General features: G+C 50.6%; 22 protein-coding genes, 1 tRNA gene and 1 pseudogene. 11 read left to right on the forward strand and 13 right to left on the reverse strand.

The genetic code is table 11. The features are described from left to right. Nucleotides 1-55 precede the first annotated feature (55 nt). The 6 genes and pseudogenes from Q5Y71_RS09690 to Q5Y71_RS09710 all read right to left on the reverse strand — a co-directional run bounded on the left by Q5Y71_RS09690 (nt 56) and on the right by Q5Y71_RS09710 (nt 3,919). Entirely contained in the window at nt 56-1,006 is a 951-nt protein-coding gene (locus tag Q5Y71_RS09690) for a hypothetical protein (protein ID WP_306042000.1), read from the reverse strand. A 269-nt stretch (nt 1,007-1,275) separates the two neighbouring features. Beyond that, on the reverse strand, nt 1,276-1,665 hold the full coding sequence (locus Q5Y71_RS09695) for a hypothetical protein (protein WP_306042001.1): 390 nt from the start codon (nt 1,663-1,665) through the stop codon (nt 1,276-1,278). A gap of 21 nt (nt 1,666-1,686) precedes the next feature. After that, a complete protein-coding gene (locus Q5Y71_RS09700; protein ID WP_306042002.1) occupies nt 1,687-2,181 on the reverse strand; it encodes a hypothetical protein in 495 nt (164 codons plus the stop codon). Between the two features lie 538 nt (nt 2,182-2,719). After that, nucleotides 2,720-2,902 (reverse strand): annotated as a pseudogene (locus tag Q5Y71_RS17545) (helix-turn-helix domain-containing protein); the annotation flags it as partial. A gap of 16 nt (nt 2,903-2,918) precedes the next feature. Continuing rightward, nucleotides 2,919-3,179 (reverse strand): hypothetical protein, encoded by a 261-nt coding sequence (locus Q5Y71_RS09705; protein ID WP_306042003.1) that lies wholly within the window; start codon nt 3,177-3,179, stop codon nt 2,919-2,921. 446 nt (nt 3,180-3,625) lie between these two features. After that, nucleotides 3,626-3,919, reverse strand: coding sequence for a hypothetical protein (locus Q5Y71_RS09710; protein ID WP_306042004.1), 294 nt, complete (start codon nt 3,917-3,919; stop codon nt 3,626-3,628). Nucleotides 3,920-4,046: 127 nt separating this feature from the next. Here Q5Y71_RS09710 and Q5Y71_RS09715 point away from each other — a divergent pair, with 127 nt between their 5' ends. Then, a complete protein-coding gene (locus Q5Y71_RS09715; protein WP_301418046.1) occupies nt 4,047-4,220 on the forward strand; it encodes a hypothetical protein in 174 nt (57 codons plus the stop codon). A 33-nt stretch (nt 4,221-4,253) separates the two neighbouring features. On the opposite strand, the gene Q5Y71_RS09720 is transcribed toward Q5Y71_RS09715, so the two are convergent. Further along, the gene (locus Q5Y71_RS09720; RefSeq protein ID WP_306042005.1) at nt 4,254-4,388 is read right to left on the reverse strand and encodes a hypothetical protein; all 135 of its coding nucleotides are present in this window, start codon (nt 4,386-4,388) and stop codon (nt 4,254-4,256) included. A 132-nt stretch (nt 4,389-4,520) separates the two neighbouring features. On the opposite strand from Q5Y71_RS09720, the gene Q5Y71_RS09725 reads away from it, so the two are divergent. The 9 genes from Q5Y71_RS09725 (at nt 4,521) to Q5Y71_RS09765 (ending at nt 8,714) form a co-directional block, all read left to right on the forward strand. Then, nucleotides 4,521-4,799, forward strand: coding sequence for a hypothetical protein (locus Q5Y71_RS09725; protein ID WP_301419288.1), 279 nt, complete (start codon nt 4,521-4,523; stop codon nt 4,797-4,799). Between the two features lie 690 nt (nt 4,800-5,489). Beyond that, a complete protein-coding gene (locus Q5Y71_RS09730) occupies nt 5,490-5,846 on the forward strand; it encodes a hypothetical protein (RefSeq protein ID WP_299947785.1) in 357 nt (118 codons plus the stop codon). A 251-nt stretch (nt 5,847-6,097) separates the two neighbouring features. Further along, the gene (locus Q5Y71_RS09735; protein ID WP_306042006.1) at nt 6,098-6,415 is read left to right on the forward strand and encodes a helix-turn-helix transcriptional regulator; all 318 of its coding nucleotides are present in this window, start codon (nt 6,098-6,100) and stop codon (nt 6,413-6,415) included. Between the two features lie 62 nt (nt 6,416-6,477). Beyond that, nucleotides 6,478-6,843 carry a response regulator transcription factor gene (locus Q5Y71_RS09740; protein ID WP_306042007.1) on the forward strand — a complete coding sequence of 122 codons (366 nt, stop codon included), beginning with the start codon at nt 6,478-6,480 and terminating at the stop codon, nt 6,841-6,843. Next, entirely contained in the window at nt 6,840-7,169 is a 330-nt protein-coding gene (locus Q5Y71_RS09745) for a hypothetical protein (RefSeq protein ID WP_306042008.1), read from the forward strand. The genes Q5Y71_RS09740 and Q5Y71_RS09745 overlap by 4 nt, the downstream gene beginning before the upstream one ends. After that, entirely contained in the window at nt 7,166-7,471 is a 306-nt protein-coding gene (locus Q5Y71_RS09750) for a DUF6378 domain-containing protein (protein WP_306042009.1), read from the forward strand. The genes Q5Y71_RS09745 and Q5Y71_RS09750 overlap by 4 nt, the downstream gene beginning before the upstream one ends. Before the next feature lie 95 nt (nt 7,472-7,566). Next, complete coding sequence (locus Q5Y71_RS09755) at nt 7,567-7,794, forward strand: hypothetical protein (RefSeq protein ID WP_306042010.1); 228 nt, start codon at nt 7,567-7,569, stop codon at nt 7,792-7,794. 408 nt (nt 7,795-8,202) lie between these two features. Next, nucleotides 8,203-8,439, forward strand: a complete 237-nt coding sequence (locus Q5Y71_RS09760) for a BRO family protein (protein WP_306042011.1) — start codon at nt 8,203-8,205, stop codon at nt 8,437-8,439. Nucleotides 8,440-8,492: 53 nt separating this feature from the next. Next, nucleotides 8,493-8,714 carry an AlpA family transcriptional regulator gene (locus tag Q5Y71_RS09765; protein ID WP_306042012.1) on the forward strand — a complete coding sequence of 74 codons (222 nt, stop codon included), beginning with the start codon at nt 8,493-8,495 and terminating at the stop codon, nt 8,712-8,714. Nucleotides 8,715-8,821: 107 nt separating this feature from the next. Here Q5Y71_RS09765 and Q5Y71_RS09770 read toward each other — a convergent pair. Beyond that, nucleotides 8,822-8,909, reverse strand: a tRNA-Ser gene (locus Q5Y71_RS09770). Between the two features lie 139 nt (nt 8,910-9,048). Further along, on the reverse strand, nt 9,049-9,615 hold the full coding sequence (locus Q5Y71_RS09775) for a nitroreductase family protein (protein ID WP_306042013.1): 567 nt from the start codon (nt 9,613-9,615) through the stop codon (nt 9,049-9,051). Between the two features lie 243 nt (nt 9,616-9,858). Between Q5Y71_RS09775 and Q5Y71_RS09780 the strand changes: the two genes are divergently transcribed. Next, nucleotides 9,859-11,259: an adenylate/guanylate cyclase domain-containing protein gene (locus Q5Y71_RS09780; RefSeq protein WP_301417732.1), complete on the forward strand. Its 1,401-nt coding sequence runs from the start codon at nt 9,859-9,861 to the stop codon at nt 11,257-11,259. 36 nt (nt 11,260-11,295) lie between these two features. Here Q5Y71_RS09780 and cyoD read toward each other — a convergent pair whose 3' ends face one another. Genes cyoD through Q5Y71_RS09800 form a run of 4 tightly spaced genes read right to left on the reverse strand, consistent with a single transcriptional unit; the run spans nt 11,296 to nt 15,356 of the window. After that, nucleotides 11,296-11,616 (reverse strand): cytochrome o ubiquinol oxidase subunit IV, encoded by a 321-nt coding sequence (cyoD, locus tag Q5Y71_RS09785; protein WP_306042014.1) that lies wholly within the window; start codon nt 11,614-11,616, stop codon nt 11,296-11,298. Next, nucleotides 11,609-12,241 carry a cytochrome c oxidase subunit 3 gene (locus tag Q5Y71_RS09790; protein WP_306042015.1) on the reverse strand — a complete coding sequence of 211 codons (633 nt, stop codon included), beginning with the start codon at nt 12,239-12,241 and terminating at the stop codon, nt 11,609-11,611. The genes cyoD and Q5Y71_RS09790 overlap by 8 nt, the downstream gene beginning before the upstream one ends. 8 nt (nt 12,242-12,249) lie before the next feature. Beyond that, nucleotides 12,250-14,325 carry a cbb3-type cytochrome c oxidase subunit I gene (locus Q5Y71_RS09795; protein WP_306042016.1) on the reverse strand — a complete coding sequence of 692 codons (2,076 nt, stop codon included), beginning with the start codon at nt 14,323-14,325 and terminating at the stop codon, nt 12,250-12,252. Next, complete coding sequence (locus tag Q5Y71_RS09800) at nt 14,322-15,356, reverse strand: cytochrome c oxidase subunit II (RefSeq protein WP_306042017.1); 1,035 nt, start codon at nt 15,354-15,356, stop codon at nt 14,322-14,324. The genes Q5Y71_RS09795 and Q5Y71_RS09800 overlap by 4 nt, the downstream gene beginning before the upstream one ends. Nucleotides 15,357-15,470: the final 114 nt, after the last annotated feature.

Genomic DNA, 15,470 nt, shown 5'->3' on the forward strand with positions numbered 1-15,470 from the left:
AGCTGGATGACATCGCGTTTGCTCCCTTACATCCCCTAAATTAGAGCTTCGCGTCTTAAATTCCATCCATGGCTATCGGTGTAGATGTTACCTTTATGCTATCCATCCAAAAGGTGAAATAGTCTGTCATAGGACGATAGATCCCAACTCGAATACTAAATTTACTTTGGAGCCCATTCTCCGGGCTTGGAGGGTAACCCCAGTAAAACTTGTAGTTACCATCATATACGGAGCTATAATTAATTGCTTCTTCCAAAGAAAATTTATTATGAAGCCCCTTATTTTTCCAGAGAAGAATAACACCACGAGGGCCATCATATCTTGCTTTCATCTTAACATGGTAAACATACCAAGAGCTTTTCCATATTGTATCAGTATGGAATGTAACAGCTGGATTCTGTTTGCTCACCTCATTCCTATATGTAAAGTCAACATACATCTTATTTGGGTCAGAGCCGTGATCTCTTAAAAAAATAGCAAATGCTGGCCCTAGTGCCGGGCGACTACCATAAGCTGTAGAGTCATGCTGCCACACCTGGCTTATTATTGCTCTCTGGCCACCCACTTTAGTATCTGGATGAACCTTAAAATAGAAACGCAAATAACGCCAATCACCAAAGCCCATTGCGTCAGGATTATTGCCATGAGACAAAACGATCTCTTCTCGATCAGAGGGGCAGCCAGTTTCAGTTTCAGGATAGCCTTCGAATATAATACAACGATCCCCATGATGACACTCATGATGTTTTAATCGTGATATTTCACGATGCCTTTCATTTAAAGTTGAACAGCCTAGATAAGGCCTGCTAGGTTGTTCAACTATAGGGTATTCGACAAAATTTTCACTATAATGTCCTGTAGTACTTGTATTTACTCCTGCAGGTGGGCCGTATACGGTAATTGAACCACCTTCTCCAGTGATCCTAGCAATTACATCGTTATTCGAAGCATATAATTCGTTGTATGTGAGAAAAACGCCAAAGAGGGCTATAACTATATTTTTCATATTTTATCCTTATATATTTCTTTAACTCTACCAAAACTTTACGGTGATCTGAGCTTTATCACATTGCAGTACACGACGAGCTTGGCGTAGCTCAACACTTCTTTCAATCACATCTCTGAGCTGCAGCCACAAAAAAGCCCCGTCGGCTTAACCAGACGGGACTTTCAAAGGGGGGTATGGTCCCGCTGCGCATACTTCGCGACAGCTTAGCTGAATATAGCATCTTCACGCCTAGGCTGTCAATACATACAGCTTGTATTTAAATACAGTTATGCGGCACTATCCGCCAAATAAAGCGCCTCCACCGTTCCCTCAATGACTTTGCACATATTAATTACCCAGCTTTTACTTTGGCCAACCTTCCTGCACACATTCTGCATTTCCCACCGATAGTAATACCGCAACCCAAAAACCAACCTCTCCAGCGTAGCCCTCTCCTTGTCCTGACGCCTGGCAATCACATTCAGGTAAGCCAATACTGCGGCATCCGTAAGGGCTGCCCTCTCGTAATCTATCGGGTCCGGGCTCTCCCTGCGCCCTGATAGCATCCTTCGGCCAAATGCCGCCATACGGGGCCAACTCACTGAGTCCCCCGCACGTTCAGGATAGGCCCTGGACCACTCCCACAAGCGCTCGCGAATGCTGATTTCATTGACCATCTTTTCCACCAAGTGAAAGATTCACTCCTCCGTCTCCGCAAACAGGGATTTCAGGTTGTCCAGTGTCTGGCGTCCAACCACCTTGGATCGCTCCTGAGCAGTTTTGTTGGGCAGTTTCGGAGGCTCAAACGCCCGGAATATGCGCTCTCCAGGGGCTGGTATGCACATACCGACAAACTCCGCGTAGTTGGGCGGCCAGCTATCGATTTCTCCCTGCCGCGCCGCCTCCTGGTTTCTGTACTCGACGTAATTCATTCCACGGCGCCAGGCCATCTCGCTTAACTCCTGGGTCTTCTTCGCCCATAACATGAAATCCTCGCTGTAGCAGCCGGCAATCTCATCCGCTTCGGAGTCATACAGGGCATGCTGGGACGACCACTTGTGGCCGTACAGCTGGGTCATGCGCTTCCACAGGGCCAGCAGCAGCGCTTCGTGCCTGGGCTCTAGCGGCTGCGGCATTGATCTGGCGGTGTTGCTGTTGGAGGCGGTTGCCAGGGCCTGAGTTACGGTTTTCATGAGGCTTTCCTTGCTTGGGGAGCGGGTATTCGTCCTGCCAGTGCAGGTCGGGGCCGAAAAACGTTTTGGTCTGTTTCACATACCGGGTGCCGGCGTCACCGATCGCCTCGCAGTATCTGGCGTATCGCACCAGACCGGCTCGAATGGGTTCAAACGGGAATTGTTTTCTCAGGGTGCGATATGACTTCAGCGCTCCGACCCTTGGGTTACCACCGGCTCGCTTTGGGTAAATCTCCCAGAGCTGGACAAACTCCTGTTCGATCAAGTCCGGTTGATCAGGGGGTCGATCAACGGGCGCACTGGTGGGTGGGTCGCCAGTATGTGTATTAGGTTCCTTGACTGGTTCAAGAGAGTGACTGGTTCTGGGTGCAGGAGATTCACCACCCCCTAGTGCAGGAGATTCACTACCTGATGCAGGAGATTCACTACCTGATGCAGGAAATTCACTACCCTTATCCAGAGTCAACACAAACAAATTACTGGCATTTAGCTTGCTGGAATTCGTTGATTTCCGATTGTTGATTTTCAGAAACCCGCTTTTCTCTAGCGCCTTGATATGGGCAATAACTGAGCGCCGACTGATTTCACACTGGTCAGCGATATGTTGATAGCTTGGCCAGCATTCACCTTGGTCACTAGCGTTATCAGCCAGTTTCAGGAGTACCAGCTTACGCAGCGGATTCCCCACTTTGACCTTCATTGCCTTGACCATTAGCTCCATACTCACAATGCACCTCCTATTTGATCAGAGTGGAAGCGGTGAGCTGCTCTAGATCCTCACGCTCGCAATCAATGACATTGGCCCACTCGTCCGCAAGCTGAGCGCCCAAAGCGGCCAGCTCCTGCGTAGTGGGATTGTTGTCGGGGATGTAGACAATGGTGCGAAACAGCGTGCGCAGCTTTTTTGTGGTTTCCAGGCTAACGCCAGCGAGCTCAAGAGATTGGGTAATAAACTGATCTGCCCGAGCAGCAGGCACAACTGGGGCGTGGTTAGGCATGAGAGCCTCCTTGCATAGCAGATTAACCGCCACCAAGGAGTTGCATATCTCGATAAGGCGGCGGGGTAGACGGGTATGCAATACCGCTACAAGGAAACGGCGGGCCCGAAGGCCCCCCGAATACCCCACCATAACAAGGAGGTTTCGCGCACAAAAAAAGACGCTTACAGCTAGAGGCGTCTTCCCGGCGCCTTGTAGATACGGGTTGCATATCCCGGCTCCCGATTTTGCGAGAGCGGGATAAGCATAGGACCGTTCTCCGATCTCTGTCAACCGGGGAAACTGGCTTTTCCGTATAGACGCCTGTTGCATTCTCTATGCCCTTAACCAATAACTTCTGCACTGTTTCGTGCCGAACTCTCCCGGCTGTCACACCACTGGGCAGGTGTCGCCTTTCCCGGTATGCTGAAACTTCCAATACCAATAACAACAAGGAATTAGTTATGTCATTGATCGACAACGGCACCCTCGATCTTCTGTGTCCGAAGTGCAGCCGCAAGCAAAAAAAGCGGTTCACTTGGCTCAAATACAACCAGTATTTCAATTGCTCCTGTGGAGCCCGTGTCGAGATTGATGCAACGCAGTTTCAACGTCAGATCGCCGAGATTGGCAAGGCTATTCAGGATCTCCAGAGGAGCCTTAAGAACCTCAAAGCCTGAAAGGCTGCCTTTAATATCCTGCAACCTGCCGAGGGTCGGTTGCGCATCTGCTTGCAACCATGTTGTCGTGTGCTCAAACATTACTGCTCTCCTATGCCCACCCCCAGCAGGCCGTAGACAACTCTGCTGGCTGTGACACCACTCCCCAGGTGACGGGTTTACCGGTACACTGCAGGCTTCCTCACCAGCAGCAACACAGATTTTCCCTATGGACGACTCAGACGAGCGCATTGCCGCAGATATCCTAATTGCCTCCCTTCAGCGCGGCGGAGGAAACTCCTCACACTGGCCATCAGGCGATATGATCGAAGACGACGCCGAGAAACTTGCCAATGCCTTCCAAGTGATTTACGATGCAGTGCGCAACGCGCATAAAAATTAGTGCCTGGACTACTAGCCCGGCCCGAGCTGGGCTTCATCCACTGTTTTGTTCAAACAGCACGAAATCCTCGCTAGCGATATGGGCAGAAAGAATTTCAACTACTAGTGCCCTCCCCTGCTCCGTCTTAAAGAATTCCACGACTTCACTCTTTATGCTTTGTTTGTCCATCGTTCTCTCCTTTAGGTAAATTCAGCTACATGGGCGGATTAGCCGATCTCTATCGGCTGTAATATCCCTGGGCAGCTGCTGTATTTACAGGTAAGCTGCAAGCGCTTACCAATAGCTAACAAGGGAATAGTTATGTTCAACATCACATCCGCCGATAGCACTTTATTTAAAACTCACAGGCTCCGTCTTGAGCGCAATGCAACTGAAGTGGTTCGAATAGAAGTTCGTGAAACACTCCAAAATGGTAAGTCCGCCAACCCACCTAAATTTACGGCACACGTTATTGATGCAATGGGACTCCCAAGCAAAAAATTCATGTCTATAGGGAATACTCTTAAGGAAGCTGTTAACCAACTACTTCCTCAGGCCCAATCTCTACCTATTGACGTGCTATGCCCTCCAATAAAATAAGCACCGGATCTATATCTATCTAATTGAGCTATTCCAGGCGCTGCAAAATCAGCCTATCCATCAGCGCCTGGCTCCCCTTCGACTTGGCAAATTCCGCGACCTCACTCTGTATGCTTAGCTTGTCCATCCTTTTCTCCTGTATGAATGACCATGGTTGGCTATTGATTAACCAGTTCTTGCCTTGCCTCCATACTGCTGTTGGTGGCAGCTCTAGGGCCTACCCCCAAAGGTGTGGATATTCAGAAGCAAGGTCCACCCGCCCACCGCTCGCATAAGCGATGCGCCTTGCGAGCTTTGGGCTTGGCAAAGGGTCATGCCCGCCACCAATGCGCCGCAGGTAAATAGGTTTCGTGCCGACTTCTTCAGCAAGCCTCTGAAGAGCATCACGGTCGTCTTTGAGCTGCGAAAGAAAGGTTCGAAGTTTCATATCACTAAAGGTTAGCTTTTCGCTAACCAGTTGGCAAGTATCATTGGGGAATTGTTGTGATAGGGTGCGTCAAACCGCTTGTGCTGCCTAATTCGCTTGACCAGGCTGCACAAACACAATCTGCATGACTAGGCTGGACTATGGGAAAAGGACCGCGCTGGACAAAAATGACCATACGAGAGATTCGGGCTAGCAATATCAGACTCTTAAGGTCCAAGCACGGCCCAAAAAACAAGCAATTCGCTGAAGCCCTAGGCCTCTCCGTGAGCTACGCCAGCCAGATTAGCCAAGACCCCCCTATTACTAATGTGGGCGATAAAAAGGCGCGCGAAATTGAAGAGCATCTAAACCTAGAGCCCGGCTGGCTTGACCATGAACACCCAGAAACCATTAGCGGTCAGCAGCAACTTAAGCCCGGCCAAATAGATGAGATCCTAGCGGCTAAGTGCGTCGCGGCAATGATGGAAACCTTAGAAAAGGAAAATATGAAAATGCCTTCACCGCGTATCTTCGGTGCGGCCCTTATTACACTGTACTCGGCCAGCCAGTCCAGCGGGGAGATTATTGACCCCCTCCCTGTCCTCCGGCTCGCCATTCTCGCAGGCACTGCTGACGACTGACTCAGCGTCGGCGGCCTTCAAACCTCTCTCGATTGCCCGCATTAATCGCAACACTCGCACGTACTCCGGCATATCCATTTGCAACGATCCTCCACTTCACTTGCGCGAGAAACCAAGCTTCGCTGCGCCTCATTGGCGACATCACCAACATCCCCAAAAGGTCCGCGTTAGTCAACTGAGGGCAGGTCATTTGCAACTTATCTGAACATAATTGCATATTACTCAACCTAATTTACCTTTCGATGCCCAAAATGCCTGAACACCCAAACATACTTATCCGTGCAGCCAGGAAGCGGGCGGGATTAAGTCAGCGCGAAGCGGCGAAAAAGCTCAACATGTCCTTTTCCACTTATAATCGAATAGAGCAAGGCTCTACTTCATCGATAAAACTGGCACTTTTACCCCGAATTCGGGAAGTGTTCGACCAACCCCTTGATGAGATATTCGCTCCTGCTGCAGCTGCACAGGAGTTCATCGAATCCGCAAAAAAAGCCTTAGCAGCAGACCCTGAGCAGGCCGTAGGGCTGTCCAATGAAATATTGGATGCCATTTCTCGACAATTTAGTTAGTTAATTACTTTACATAAAGTTAGTGATACACTAAAGTCTCTTTGCCAATTAAGGAGACAGGCATGCAGCCATTCACTAACAGCTCGACCACTCCTAGCAGCAAGTACAGGAAACTGGCCCCCCGCCAGGCAGAAGCCCTTACACACCGCGCTCGCGGCCTTAGCAATGCTGAAACCGCCGCCGCTATGCACTGCTCTATCGCCAATGTCGCCAACCTGTTGACTGAATGCTTCTTTAAATTGCACGCACGTAACAGTACCGATGCCGTCGCTAAAGCCATTAAACACGGCCTGATCCAGTTCACTCTCGTCGCCTCAATCATTAGCGGTACTGGCACCGATACCCAGGAGCAACTCCGTACCCGTTTCCAGCGCAAACCCACCATTAAAACTATTCGCATACGTAACCAGGGAGGGAATGCCGCATGAAGGGCATCGAATTTAGATCAATTCCGATCACCGACGCAGAGGGAAATCCCAACAGGCCGGTGCTTAGCAAAGAAAACGTTGTGCTGCAGGGCAATATCCTTGGGCGGATAACTTGCCAACGTGGGCTCGACGGCAGCCTGAACTACCACGTCTGCCTGAATGTAAACCTCTCCAGTGCTCTGGGGGCAGGCCTGGCACAGGGCCACGGCGCAAACCGTGCAGAGGCCATACAAAACGCCCTCATCAAAAGCCGGGAAGCGGCAACGGATTACCTCGCAACCCTCGATCACCTCGCACAGCAAATCAATGGGAGCGAAGCCGCGTGAGCTCTGAAACGGTTTCACCACCAGACAACAGCGCCCACGCCTTCCTGAAAAAAGCCGCTCAGCATATGCGCGACCGTGCTGAACAGCGAGATAGCAAAAACGGCGAGCGCTCCATGGCCAAAACCGTGACCGCATTCAATGCCCTACACGAAACCGAGCTTACCGAAGAACAGGGATGGCTGTTTATGGTGCTACTGAAGCAATCCCGTGCAAGCTGCGGGGTGTTTGTACCAGACGACTATGAAGACGGTGCAGCGTACTTTGCCCTGGCCGGTGAAGCCGCAGCAAAAAACAGGAGATAAAGAATTTCCACCGCGCCCCTGGCGCATTCAGTCAGCTGTACCCCCACTGCTTGGGCCGCAGGTACTGGGCCCTTTTTTTAAATCCGGAGAATCTAATGAAAAGATACGCATTTTTTTGCGGCGCATATAACTTGATGATGGGCGGGATAAAGGATTTTCGAGAATCACTCGAAACCGAGGAGGAAGCAAAGAAAAAGGCAGAGCAAATAGCCAAAGACCCCTTTGTAGATTGGGTGCAGATCTTTGATAAAAAGTCCGACGCTACAACTATTTACAAAGTCATCGATGGCAAATTGGTGGAGTGTGAGGCTGGCACCCAATAAAAGCGGGTGGCCCAGATGAACAAATGGAAATTTCCAGTCCTATGGTAGCTCGTACCCTAGTACAGGTGAATTGTGGTGTGACCGTTCGCGAGCAAGTGGCAGCACAGCGTAAAGGGGGAATAGTGGAACTATCGGTTTTTTCCTTGTCTTGCCTGCTGATCGTTTGGATATGTTCATTAAGTGCCTCTCTGAGATTGATGGGCACTAATTTATCTTTCCCGGCAACATTAATGGCGGTGTTTGGCGGGCCTCTTTTCTTGGCAGTCCTCCGCCTAGTGTGGTGGCGTAACGAGGATACGAAGAAAGAGAATCAGAGAAGATTTCAAGAACTGCATCGATAAAAACTGTGAACGGGAAGTTGAGATTTGAGTAAGAGATACCTCTTAAGGAACGGCAAGGAGAGAAACGATGACCGACATCATTCCCTTTAATTTCCATCAAAATTTAGTGCGCACCGTCAAGCGCGAAGACGAACCCTACTTTGTCGGTAAGGATGTGGCTGAGATATTGGGCTATAAAAACACGCGGGATGCTATTGCCAAGCACTGTAAATGCGCCATTTCCGATGGGGTCGCGATTCGCGACGCCACGGGCAGAGAGCAAGTGACCCCCAAGGGTTTGGTCAAGCTGGCTGCTGCACTTTAGAGGATTAAATGATAGGTGCAGCTTCTGCCGCGCCGTAGATCGCAGGAAGAATTATGGATTACTGCAAACCAAAAGGTGAAAGCATGAAAACACCTCGCCGCATTTTGCGGCTACCTGAAGTCGAACGACTCACCGGCTATAAACGCAGCAGCATTTACCGGATGGCTAAAGAAGGACAGTTTCCTCAGCAAAAGCGGATAGGCCCACGTGCTGTTGGTTGGGACAGTCAAGAAGTGGAGACTTGGATAGAGGATAAACTTGATGGTGCCGCATAGTGCGAGTGCCTATCAGTTTGATACTTCAAACAAGTGGGGGACCAAGTGGGGGATTTTATACTTTATAAATAAAAAGCCCTGTAAAATCAGGGCGTTATATTTTAAAATGGCGGTGAGGGAGGGATTCGAACCCTCGATGCCTTTCGACATACACACTTTCCAGGCGTGCTCCTTCGGCCACTCGGACACCTCACCAAATTGTTACTCTCCTTGGGACAATCCATCCTCACCAGGGACCTTTCGATTGCTAAATATCCAATGAAATCAATAAGATATCTAGCATACTAATCGAGAAACCGCGCACTTTACCCAAATGTTTCTCCCTATGCAAGCACTAATGCGCACTCCAATATGAAAAAAATGCATCTACCTGTAGATTCGGTGCCTGGCGGGGGGCACTTTCGGGAGTACCACAGTAGATAAAGCCGTCAATTCTCTCATTCTCGGCCAGTCCAAGCCCCTCGGCAACCAGGGGATTGCCGGCCAATGGCCCGGTACGCCAATAAGCGCCCACACCTTCGGCGTAGGCAGCGGTGAGCATGGCCTGTACGGCAGCAGCCGTGGACATATGCTGTTCGAGATAGGGCACCTTTGGGTGCTCCTGCAGGTGGGTAATGGCAATGATGATCAAAGGCGCGCGTAAAGGCATATCCAGGGTGCGCTGGCGCTGGGTGTCCGTCAGGGTTGCGACCTCTGCCTGCTCCGCTGCCTGCAGAAAAATCCGCCCCAGGCGCCTGCGCGCCTCCCCTTCCACCAGCAGGAATCGCCAGGGACGCAGACAGGCGTGATCCGCCGCACGCAAAGCAGCACGAAAGAGGTTTTGTCGCTGTCCTTCAGTTGGCGCAGGGTCAGTAAGCTTGCCTGTTGAAACTCTATTATGCAGGGCTATCAGGGCATCCATGGTACTCTCCAGTTACATTCTGAGTCCGGAGTCTACTGCAACAAGCCCAGGCAATGCCTGCTCAGGCCCAAAGTACAACAGTGGCCAGCAATGGTTTTTTCGCAATCTGGGGTTTGGAGGAGTACACTTCACCTACTTGTAGAACGCTGCGCAGCCATTGCCGGACACAGGGTTACTGGAGCTCATCTTCCACCTGCTCGCAACATGTTCAATTTCTGCTCCAATGGAAAAAGATAACCACAAATGCAGAACCAGCACGAAGGTGACACAGGGCGGAATATCAACCCCCACTACGCTACCTATTTTCGCACCCTGGTCTGTTTCGCGGCAGCGGGTACTCTGGTCAATGTCAATGCAGATGGCTGGTCCCCTCCCTGGCAGGTAGACAAGCTGCTCAGTGCGGGTATGGTGGTGTTACTAGTCACTTACTGCGCCGTCGCCCAGTATATTCTCTGCCGGGTCCAGGCTTTGAAAGCTCAAAAGGCCCGCCGTTTCCTAACCTTCATCGATACAGTGTTGATTGGCATCACCATTGCCCTGGCCAACTTCAGCATGCTCCCATCCCTGCTGTTTGTTACTGTTGTACAACTGAATGCCCTCACCTTGGGTGGTGGGCGCAATTGGTTTGAGCATAATACCGGTCTGCTTGTGGGCGTTGCTGCCGGTTACCTAATACACAGACCGACACTGCTGATCAATGCCGATCTCACCATCAGCACCGTGAGCCTCATCGGGATTTTGGCTTACCTGTGCGCCTATGCCTTTTTCACCCAGCGACAGATCAGCCTGCTTGAGAGTGCTAATTGCGCCCTGACAACCGAACAGCGGGTTAACAAGGTGCGCTCCTACAAATTATCTAAATACCTGCCCAAACGACTGTGGCGGTCTGTCACCATGGGCAACGAGCAGGCACTGACCACCCAGAGAAAGCTACTGAGCGTTTTCTTCTCTGATATCAAGGATTTTAGTCAGCTTACCGAAGAACTGGAAGCGGAAACCTTCACGCTTCTGCTCAACAACTATCTCTCTGAAATGGCCCGTATCGCGGGTCAATACGGCGGCACCATTGATAAGTTTATCGGCGATGCGGTGATGGTGGTATTTGGAGACGACGAAAGTAATGGGCCAAAATCCGACGCATTGCGCTGTGTGGCCATGGCCCTGGCAATGCGCAAGCGCGTGCGCGAAATGAAACAGGAGTGGTACAATAAAGGGATCTCGCGTCCCTTGCAGGTGAGAATGGGCATCAATACCGGCTATTGCACCGTGGGCGTTTTTGGTACTGCCAACTACCAGTCCTACACAGTGATGGGCACGCATGTAAACCTGGCTTCGCGCCTTGAAGGTGCGGCCCAGCCCGGGGAAATCCTGATCAGCCACGAGACCTGGGCCATGATTAAGCACACGGTCATGTGTCGTGACAAAGGGCATATCACCGTAAAGGGAATCAGCACCCCAGTAAAGGTCTACCAGGTTACCGATCTGCGCAAAAATCTTGGTGGTCAGCAGAGCTATCTGGAAGAACATGCACCCGGCTTCTCCATGCATCTGGATCTAGACAAAATTCGCAATTATGACAAGGAAAAAGTATTGCAGTCTTTGCAAAAAGCAACTTCCAGCCTGAAGAGCAAAGTGATTATTTAAGTTTCACCAGTCTGCACAGCCATTGCAATTTGGTTTTTAAAGGGCTGTATGCATGCGCACAGCCAAGTTGCCCATAATCCACACTGTACCTAGAACAATAATTAGCAGGATCAGAGTTGAGAACAGTACCAGCGCCAGATTTTCACGCTGTTCTTTTTGCGTAGTGGCATGCAGGAAGTATTTGAGCTGCACAACCAGCTGTGCCACCCCCAGCAACCCTACCAGCAACAAAACACGCTTATTATCCGGACCGGCAGAGAGCACTGCTGCGAAGGCGGCGAGTGTTAACACTACAGACAATACATAACCTGTCAGATAGGCACGCAAATCGGTTGCAAACCCGGATTTTTCAGCCATATACCCACCCGCCAAAATAGACTACCGAAAAGATCCCGATCCAGATCAAGTCCAGAAAATGCCAAAACAGAGCCAGGCGCAAAAAACGCAGCTTTATGATATCCACCATTCCCACGCGCCATATCTGGGCAATCAGCACCAGCATCCACAGGCACCCGAAAGTGACATGTAGCCCGTGCAGGGGCACAAGACCAAAAAAGGCGGACAGATAACCACTACGCTGTGGTACCCCCCCTTTTGCGGCCATTTCCGAAAAATCGTAGAGTTCCAAAGCCAGAAAGCCGAGTCCCAGAACCAGGGTCACCACCACCCAGAATAAAAAACTGGTTTGGCTACGCTGATGTTTCATGGTAACAGTGGCAATACCCACCGTAAGACTGCTGGTAAGCAGCAACATGGTTTGAGCAAACAAGCTGCCAAAATCGAACAATTCCCTCGGACCGGGTCCCCCGGCCGTGGCACCGATCATAGTGATATAAATGGCGAAAACGACCCCGAAAAAAATCAGATCGCTCATCATAAAAACCCAAAACCCGAAGATGACCACATCCGGGTCTTTGTGCAACGCACCTGGAGTATCTCCCGGGTTCGTGCTCGGGCTATTGACTGCAGTAGTTACTTCCATCTATTGGTCTAATGCTCCAACTTGGCATAACCTGTGTTTTGCGGGGTATTTTCCAGGTCCCTGTCCACCGCCTGGCTCCGTTTCACCAATCCCAACCATCGTTCCGTATCTGACTGGAGCTCGCTTGCCGGAATAACCCGCTCGGATTCCCAGCGAAAAGAGGAAGCGATCACTGCGCCAAGTATCACCAACGCAGAGACGAGGGCCAGCCACCATATATACCAAACCAAAGCAAACATCAGGACGCCACTGGCCACACACAGAATAAAGCCCAGAGGATTGTTTTTCGGAAGCTCAATATCTCGATATACTTTTGGTGGCTGATAGGCGTATCCCTGTTCTTTAGCCTCGGTAAATGCATCCCGTTCCGTTACCCGAGGCAATTGAGCAAAATTATAGGATGGCGCCGGTGCCGGTATCGACCATTCCAGAGAGCGGCCGTCCCAAGGATCACCCACGGGCACCCGGTTTTGATTTCTGTTGCGCACGCTCACGATCAATTGCACCACAATAGTAATTAGTGCGGCGAGAATCACCATCGCACCAATAAAGGCCACGACCATAAAAGGTTTAAAGGTCAAGTCCATATAACTGAAGGAGCGCCGCGGCATACCGAGCAGCCCGGCTCCGTACAGAGGAAAAAAGGTCATCATAAAACCGGCAATCCAAAGAAATGCTGACAGCCGCCCCAACTTGTCATTGAGACGGAAGCCGAACGCTTTCGAAAACCAGTAATTGTATCCGGCGAGAAGACCGAACAACACACCGGGAATCAGTACATTGTGGAAATGCGCCACCAGAAACAAAGTATTATGCACTTGGAAATCCACAGTTGGATTGGCCAGGATTACGCCGGTCAAACCTCCGATTACAAACAAAATCAGAAATCCAATGGCGTAAATCATCGGGGCTGTAAAGCGAATCCGCCCCCGGTACATGGTCGCCATCCAATCATAGACTTTAACACCGGTGGGTACCGCAATCAGCATAGTCGCAATACCGAAAACGATATTGATCGTGGGGCTCTGCCCCATGGTAAAAAAGTGGTGCAACCACACAGTAAAGCTCAATACCGCAATACTTGCTGTAGCAAAAACCAGAGATTTATACCCGTAAAGTCTCTTTGCGGAAAAAGTAGAGAAGACTTCCGAAAACACACCGTAAGCAGGCAACACAAGCAGGTAGACCTCTGGATGCCCGAAGAGCCAAAACAGATTGGCATAATTCATCATATTTCCACCGAGATCGTTGGTGAAAAAATGAAAATCCAGATATCGATCCAGACCCAGCATCAGTGCTGCCACACTGAGTGGTGGCAGGGCAAAAATCATCAAAATAGAAGAGCACAACGCCGTCCAGCAGAACATTGGCATACGAAAAAGCCGCATCCCAGGGCAGCGACATTTCAAGATGGTCACAGTGAAATTAATTCCCGTAAGGGTGGTGCCTGCTCCGGAAAATACGATGGCCCAGATCCAATAGTCCGGGCCTACACCGGGGCTGAAATCCGCCCCGGTGTAGGGCGGATAAGCGGACCAGCCACCGGTGGAAAATTCACCCACCACCAGAGATACCATCATTAACAGGCCCGATGACACTGTGACTGCCAGGCTGATCTGGTTTAATACCGGAAAAGCGACATCGCGGGCACCAATCTGAAGTGGCATCACATAGTTGATAATACCCACTAGGAATGGAACGGCTACGAAAAACACCATAATGGTGCCATGGGTACTAAACAACTGGGCAAAGTGGTCCGCATAGAGAAACCCGTCTGGTGCAGCGGCCTGTTGCGCCCGCATCACCATGCCTTCCAGCAGACCGCGAGCCAGCATCACCAAAGCAAACACTATATACATGATGCCGATTTTTTTATGATCTGTACTGGTCAACCATTCGGACCAGAGAGTGCCCCAGACCCGATACCAGGTCATCAATCCAAGCGTGGCGAGTGTGGCAAAAATGACAATACTACCGGCGGCGCTGGCAACAGCCTCACTCACCGAGGGATTGTGCAGGAAGCTGCTGAAAACGATTGAATCCCAGTTCAATTTTCCCAGCCAGCCGTGATCAACACTATTCATGGCTGTGTATCCCTTACAGCATCCCCGCCCCGGCCAAATTTTTCCGTACCGGGTTGCTCCTCAATACTGAGCGGTTTACCAGAGTGATAGCGCATCACAATATCCCGGAAAAGCTGTTTATTGGGCAGGGTAAAAAAAATGGCCCTGGCAGGCATTTGTGTCGTGGCCAATTCACTATGCGCCTTGCGACGAGTTGATCGCTCAGCCAAACGGTGATAAGTAGCGGTATCCAGTTCAATACCTACAGCGCGCACCTGTTGCGACCAGGCTTGGAAATCCTCTTCGCTCCTCACCAACACTTCAAATTTTTGATCGGCAAATCCCTTTCCCGTGAACTGGGTGTTTTCCCCCTCGGTTTCCCCAATCTTCGAAGCAATAAAATTGAGCTTGGTGGTCATACCCGGCATGACATAGATTTGCCCGGCGAGAGCGGCGATGAGAAATGACTGCATTACCGTATCGCTGGTCAAGATCATGGATACCGGGGTATTAACCGGAATCACCATCTCCCCAACTGTTGCGATACCCAGGTCGGGGTAGATGAAAAGCCATTTCCAGTCCAGCCCCACCACCTGCATCTGTATAGGCGGTAGAACCCCTTCAACCGCCTGGTAGGGATCTAAGCGGCTGGTGGCACGCCAGAGCATGGAAGACAGGACCAATATCACCATAAAAGGGACACCCCACATCATCAGCTCCAGCGGACCGTAAGACTCCCACTTGGGCGCATAAATACCGTGCCCTTTCTTACGGCGGTACTTGATCAGTATCACCGGCAACAGGATAAACACCGGAAAGACCGCCACCATAGTCAGGGCTATAACCCACAGAAAATGTGTTTTCTGTTCCTGAGCGATAGGCCCTAGAGGCACCAGAAAAGTCTCAGCTGCAAAGGTTTGAGCGGGGCTCAATAAGCAAGGTAGTAACAGCAACAATACAAACGTGGGCCCGGGCAAATGGAAGAAGCCCCACACCGGCGCCCGGTTACTCAGCTGCAAAAATCCCGTAGGCGCTTCAACTTTCCAGTCCATGGTAAAGTCCGCCGAAGATATTCTTTCCCCGTCAATCAGACAGATTGCCAGGTCCATGTAACATAAAAACAGCCACCAACGGTCTATAAGCTCCCTTGAACACAAGCAATTCGG

It is taken from the genome of Microbulbifer sp. 2205BS26-8 (assembly GCF_030731025.1).
In the GTDB taxonomy this organism is placed as follows: domain Bacteria; phylum Pseudomonadota; class Gammaproteobacteria; order Pseudomonadales; family Cellvibrionaceae; genus Microbulbifer; species Microbulbifer spongiae.

What these genes read in the sequence shown, in the direction of transcription:
- Q5Y71_RS09715 (WP_301418046.1), top strand. Translation starts at nt 4,047, where the DNA reads ATGGACGACTCAGACGAGCGCATTGCCGCAGATATCCTAATTGCCTCC.
- Q5Y71_RS09800 (WP_306042017.1), bottom strand. Translation starts at nt 15,356, where the DNA reads ATGGACTGGAAAGTTGAAGCGCCTACGGGATTTTTGCAGCTGAGTAAC.
- Q5Y71_RS09795 (WP_306042016.1), bottom strand. Translation starts at nt 14,325, where the DNA reads ATGAATAGTGTTGATCACGGCTGGCTGGGAAAATTGAACTGGGATTCA.
- Q5Y71_RS09765 (WP_306042012.1), top strand. Translation starts at nt 8,493, where the DNA reads ATGGATTACTGCAAACCAAAAGGTGAAAGCATGAAAACACCTCGCCGC.
- Q5Y71_RS09720 (WP_306042005.1), bottom strand. Translation starts at nt 4,388, where the DNA reads ATGGACAAACAAAGCATAAAGAGTGAAGTCGTGGAATTCTTTAAGACG.
- Q5Y71_RS09710 (WP_306042004.1), bottom strand. Translation starts at nt 3,919, where the DNA reads ATGTTTGAGCACACGACAACATGGTTGCAAGCAGATGCGCAACCGACC.
- Q5Y71_RS09790 (WP_306042015.1), bottom strand. Translation starts at nt 12,241, where the DNA reads ATGGAAGTAACTACTGCAGTCAATAGCCCGAGCACGAACCCGGGAGAT.
- Q5Y71_RS09705 (WP_306042003.1), bottom strand. Translation starts at nt 3,179, where the DNA reads ATGCCTAACCACGCCCCAGTTGTGCCTGCTGCTCGGGCAGATCAGTTT.
- Q5Y71_RS09740 (WP_306042007.1), top strand. Translation starts at nt 6,478, where the DNA reads ATGCAGCCATTCACTAACAGCTCGACCACTCCTAGCAGCAAGTACAGG.
- Q5Y71_RS09695 (WP_306042001.1), bottom strand. Translation starts at nt 1,665, where the DNA reads ATGGTCAATGAAATCAGCATTCGCGAGCGCTTGTGGGAGTGGTCCAGG.
- Q5Y71_RS09775 (WP_306042013.1), bottom strand. Translation starts at nt 9,615, where the DNA reads ATGGATGCCCTGATAGCCCTGCATAATAGAGTTTCAACAGGCAAGCTT.
- Q5Y71_RS09690 (WP_306042000.1), bottom strand. Translation starts at nt 1,006, where the DNA reads ATGAAAAATATAGTTATAGCCCTCTTTGGCGTTTTTCTCACATACAAC.
- Q5Y71_RS09700 (WP_306042002.1), bottom strand. Translation starts at nt 2,181, where the DNA reads ATGAAAACCGTAACTCAGGCCCTGGCAACCGCCTCCAACAGCAACACC.
- Q5Y71_RS09745 (WP_306042008.1), top strand. Translation starts at nt 6,840, where the DNA reads ATGAAGGGCATCGAATTTAGATCAATTCCGATCACCGACGCAGAGGGA.
- Q5Y71_RS09725 (WP_301419288.1), top strand. Translation starts at nt 4,521, where the DNA reads ATGTTCAACATCACATCCGCCGATAGCACTTTATTTAAAACTCACAGG.
- Q5Y71_RS09760 (WP_306042011.1), top strand. Translation starts at nt 8,203, where the DNA reads ATGACCGACATCATTCCCTTTAATTTCCATCAAAATTTAGTGCGCACC.
- Q5Y71_RS09755 (WP_306042010.1), top strand. Translation starts at nt 7,567, where the DNA reads ATGAAAAGATACGCATTTTTTTGCGGCGCATATAACTTGATGATGGGC.
- cyoD (WP_306042014.1), bottom strand. Translation starts at nt 11,616, where the DNA reads ATGGCTGAAAAATCCGGGTTTGCAACCGATTTGCGTGCCTATCTGACA.
- Q5Y71_RS09780 (WP_301417732.1), top strand. Translation starts at nt 9,859, where the DNA reads ATGCAGAACCAGCACGAAGGTGACACAGGGCGGAATATCAACCCCCAC.
- Q5Y71_RS09735 (WP_306042006.1), top strand. Translation starts at nt 6,098, where the DNA reads ATGCCTGAACACCCAAACATACTTATCCGTGCAGCCAGGAAGCGGGCG.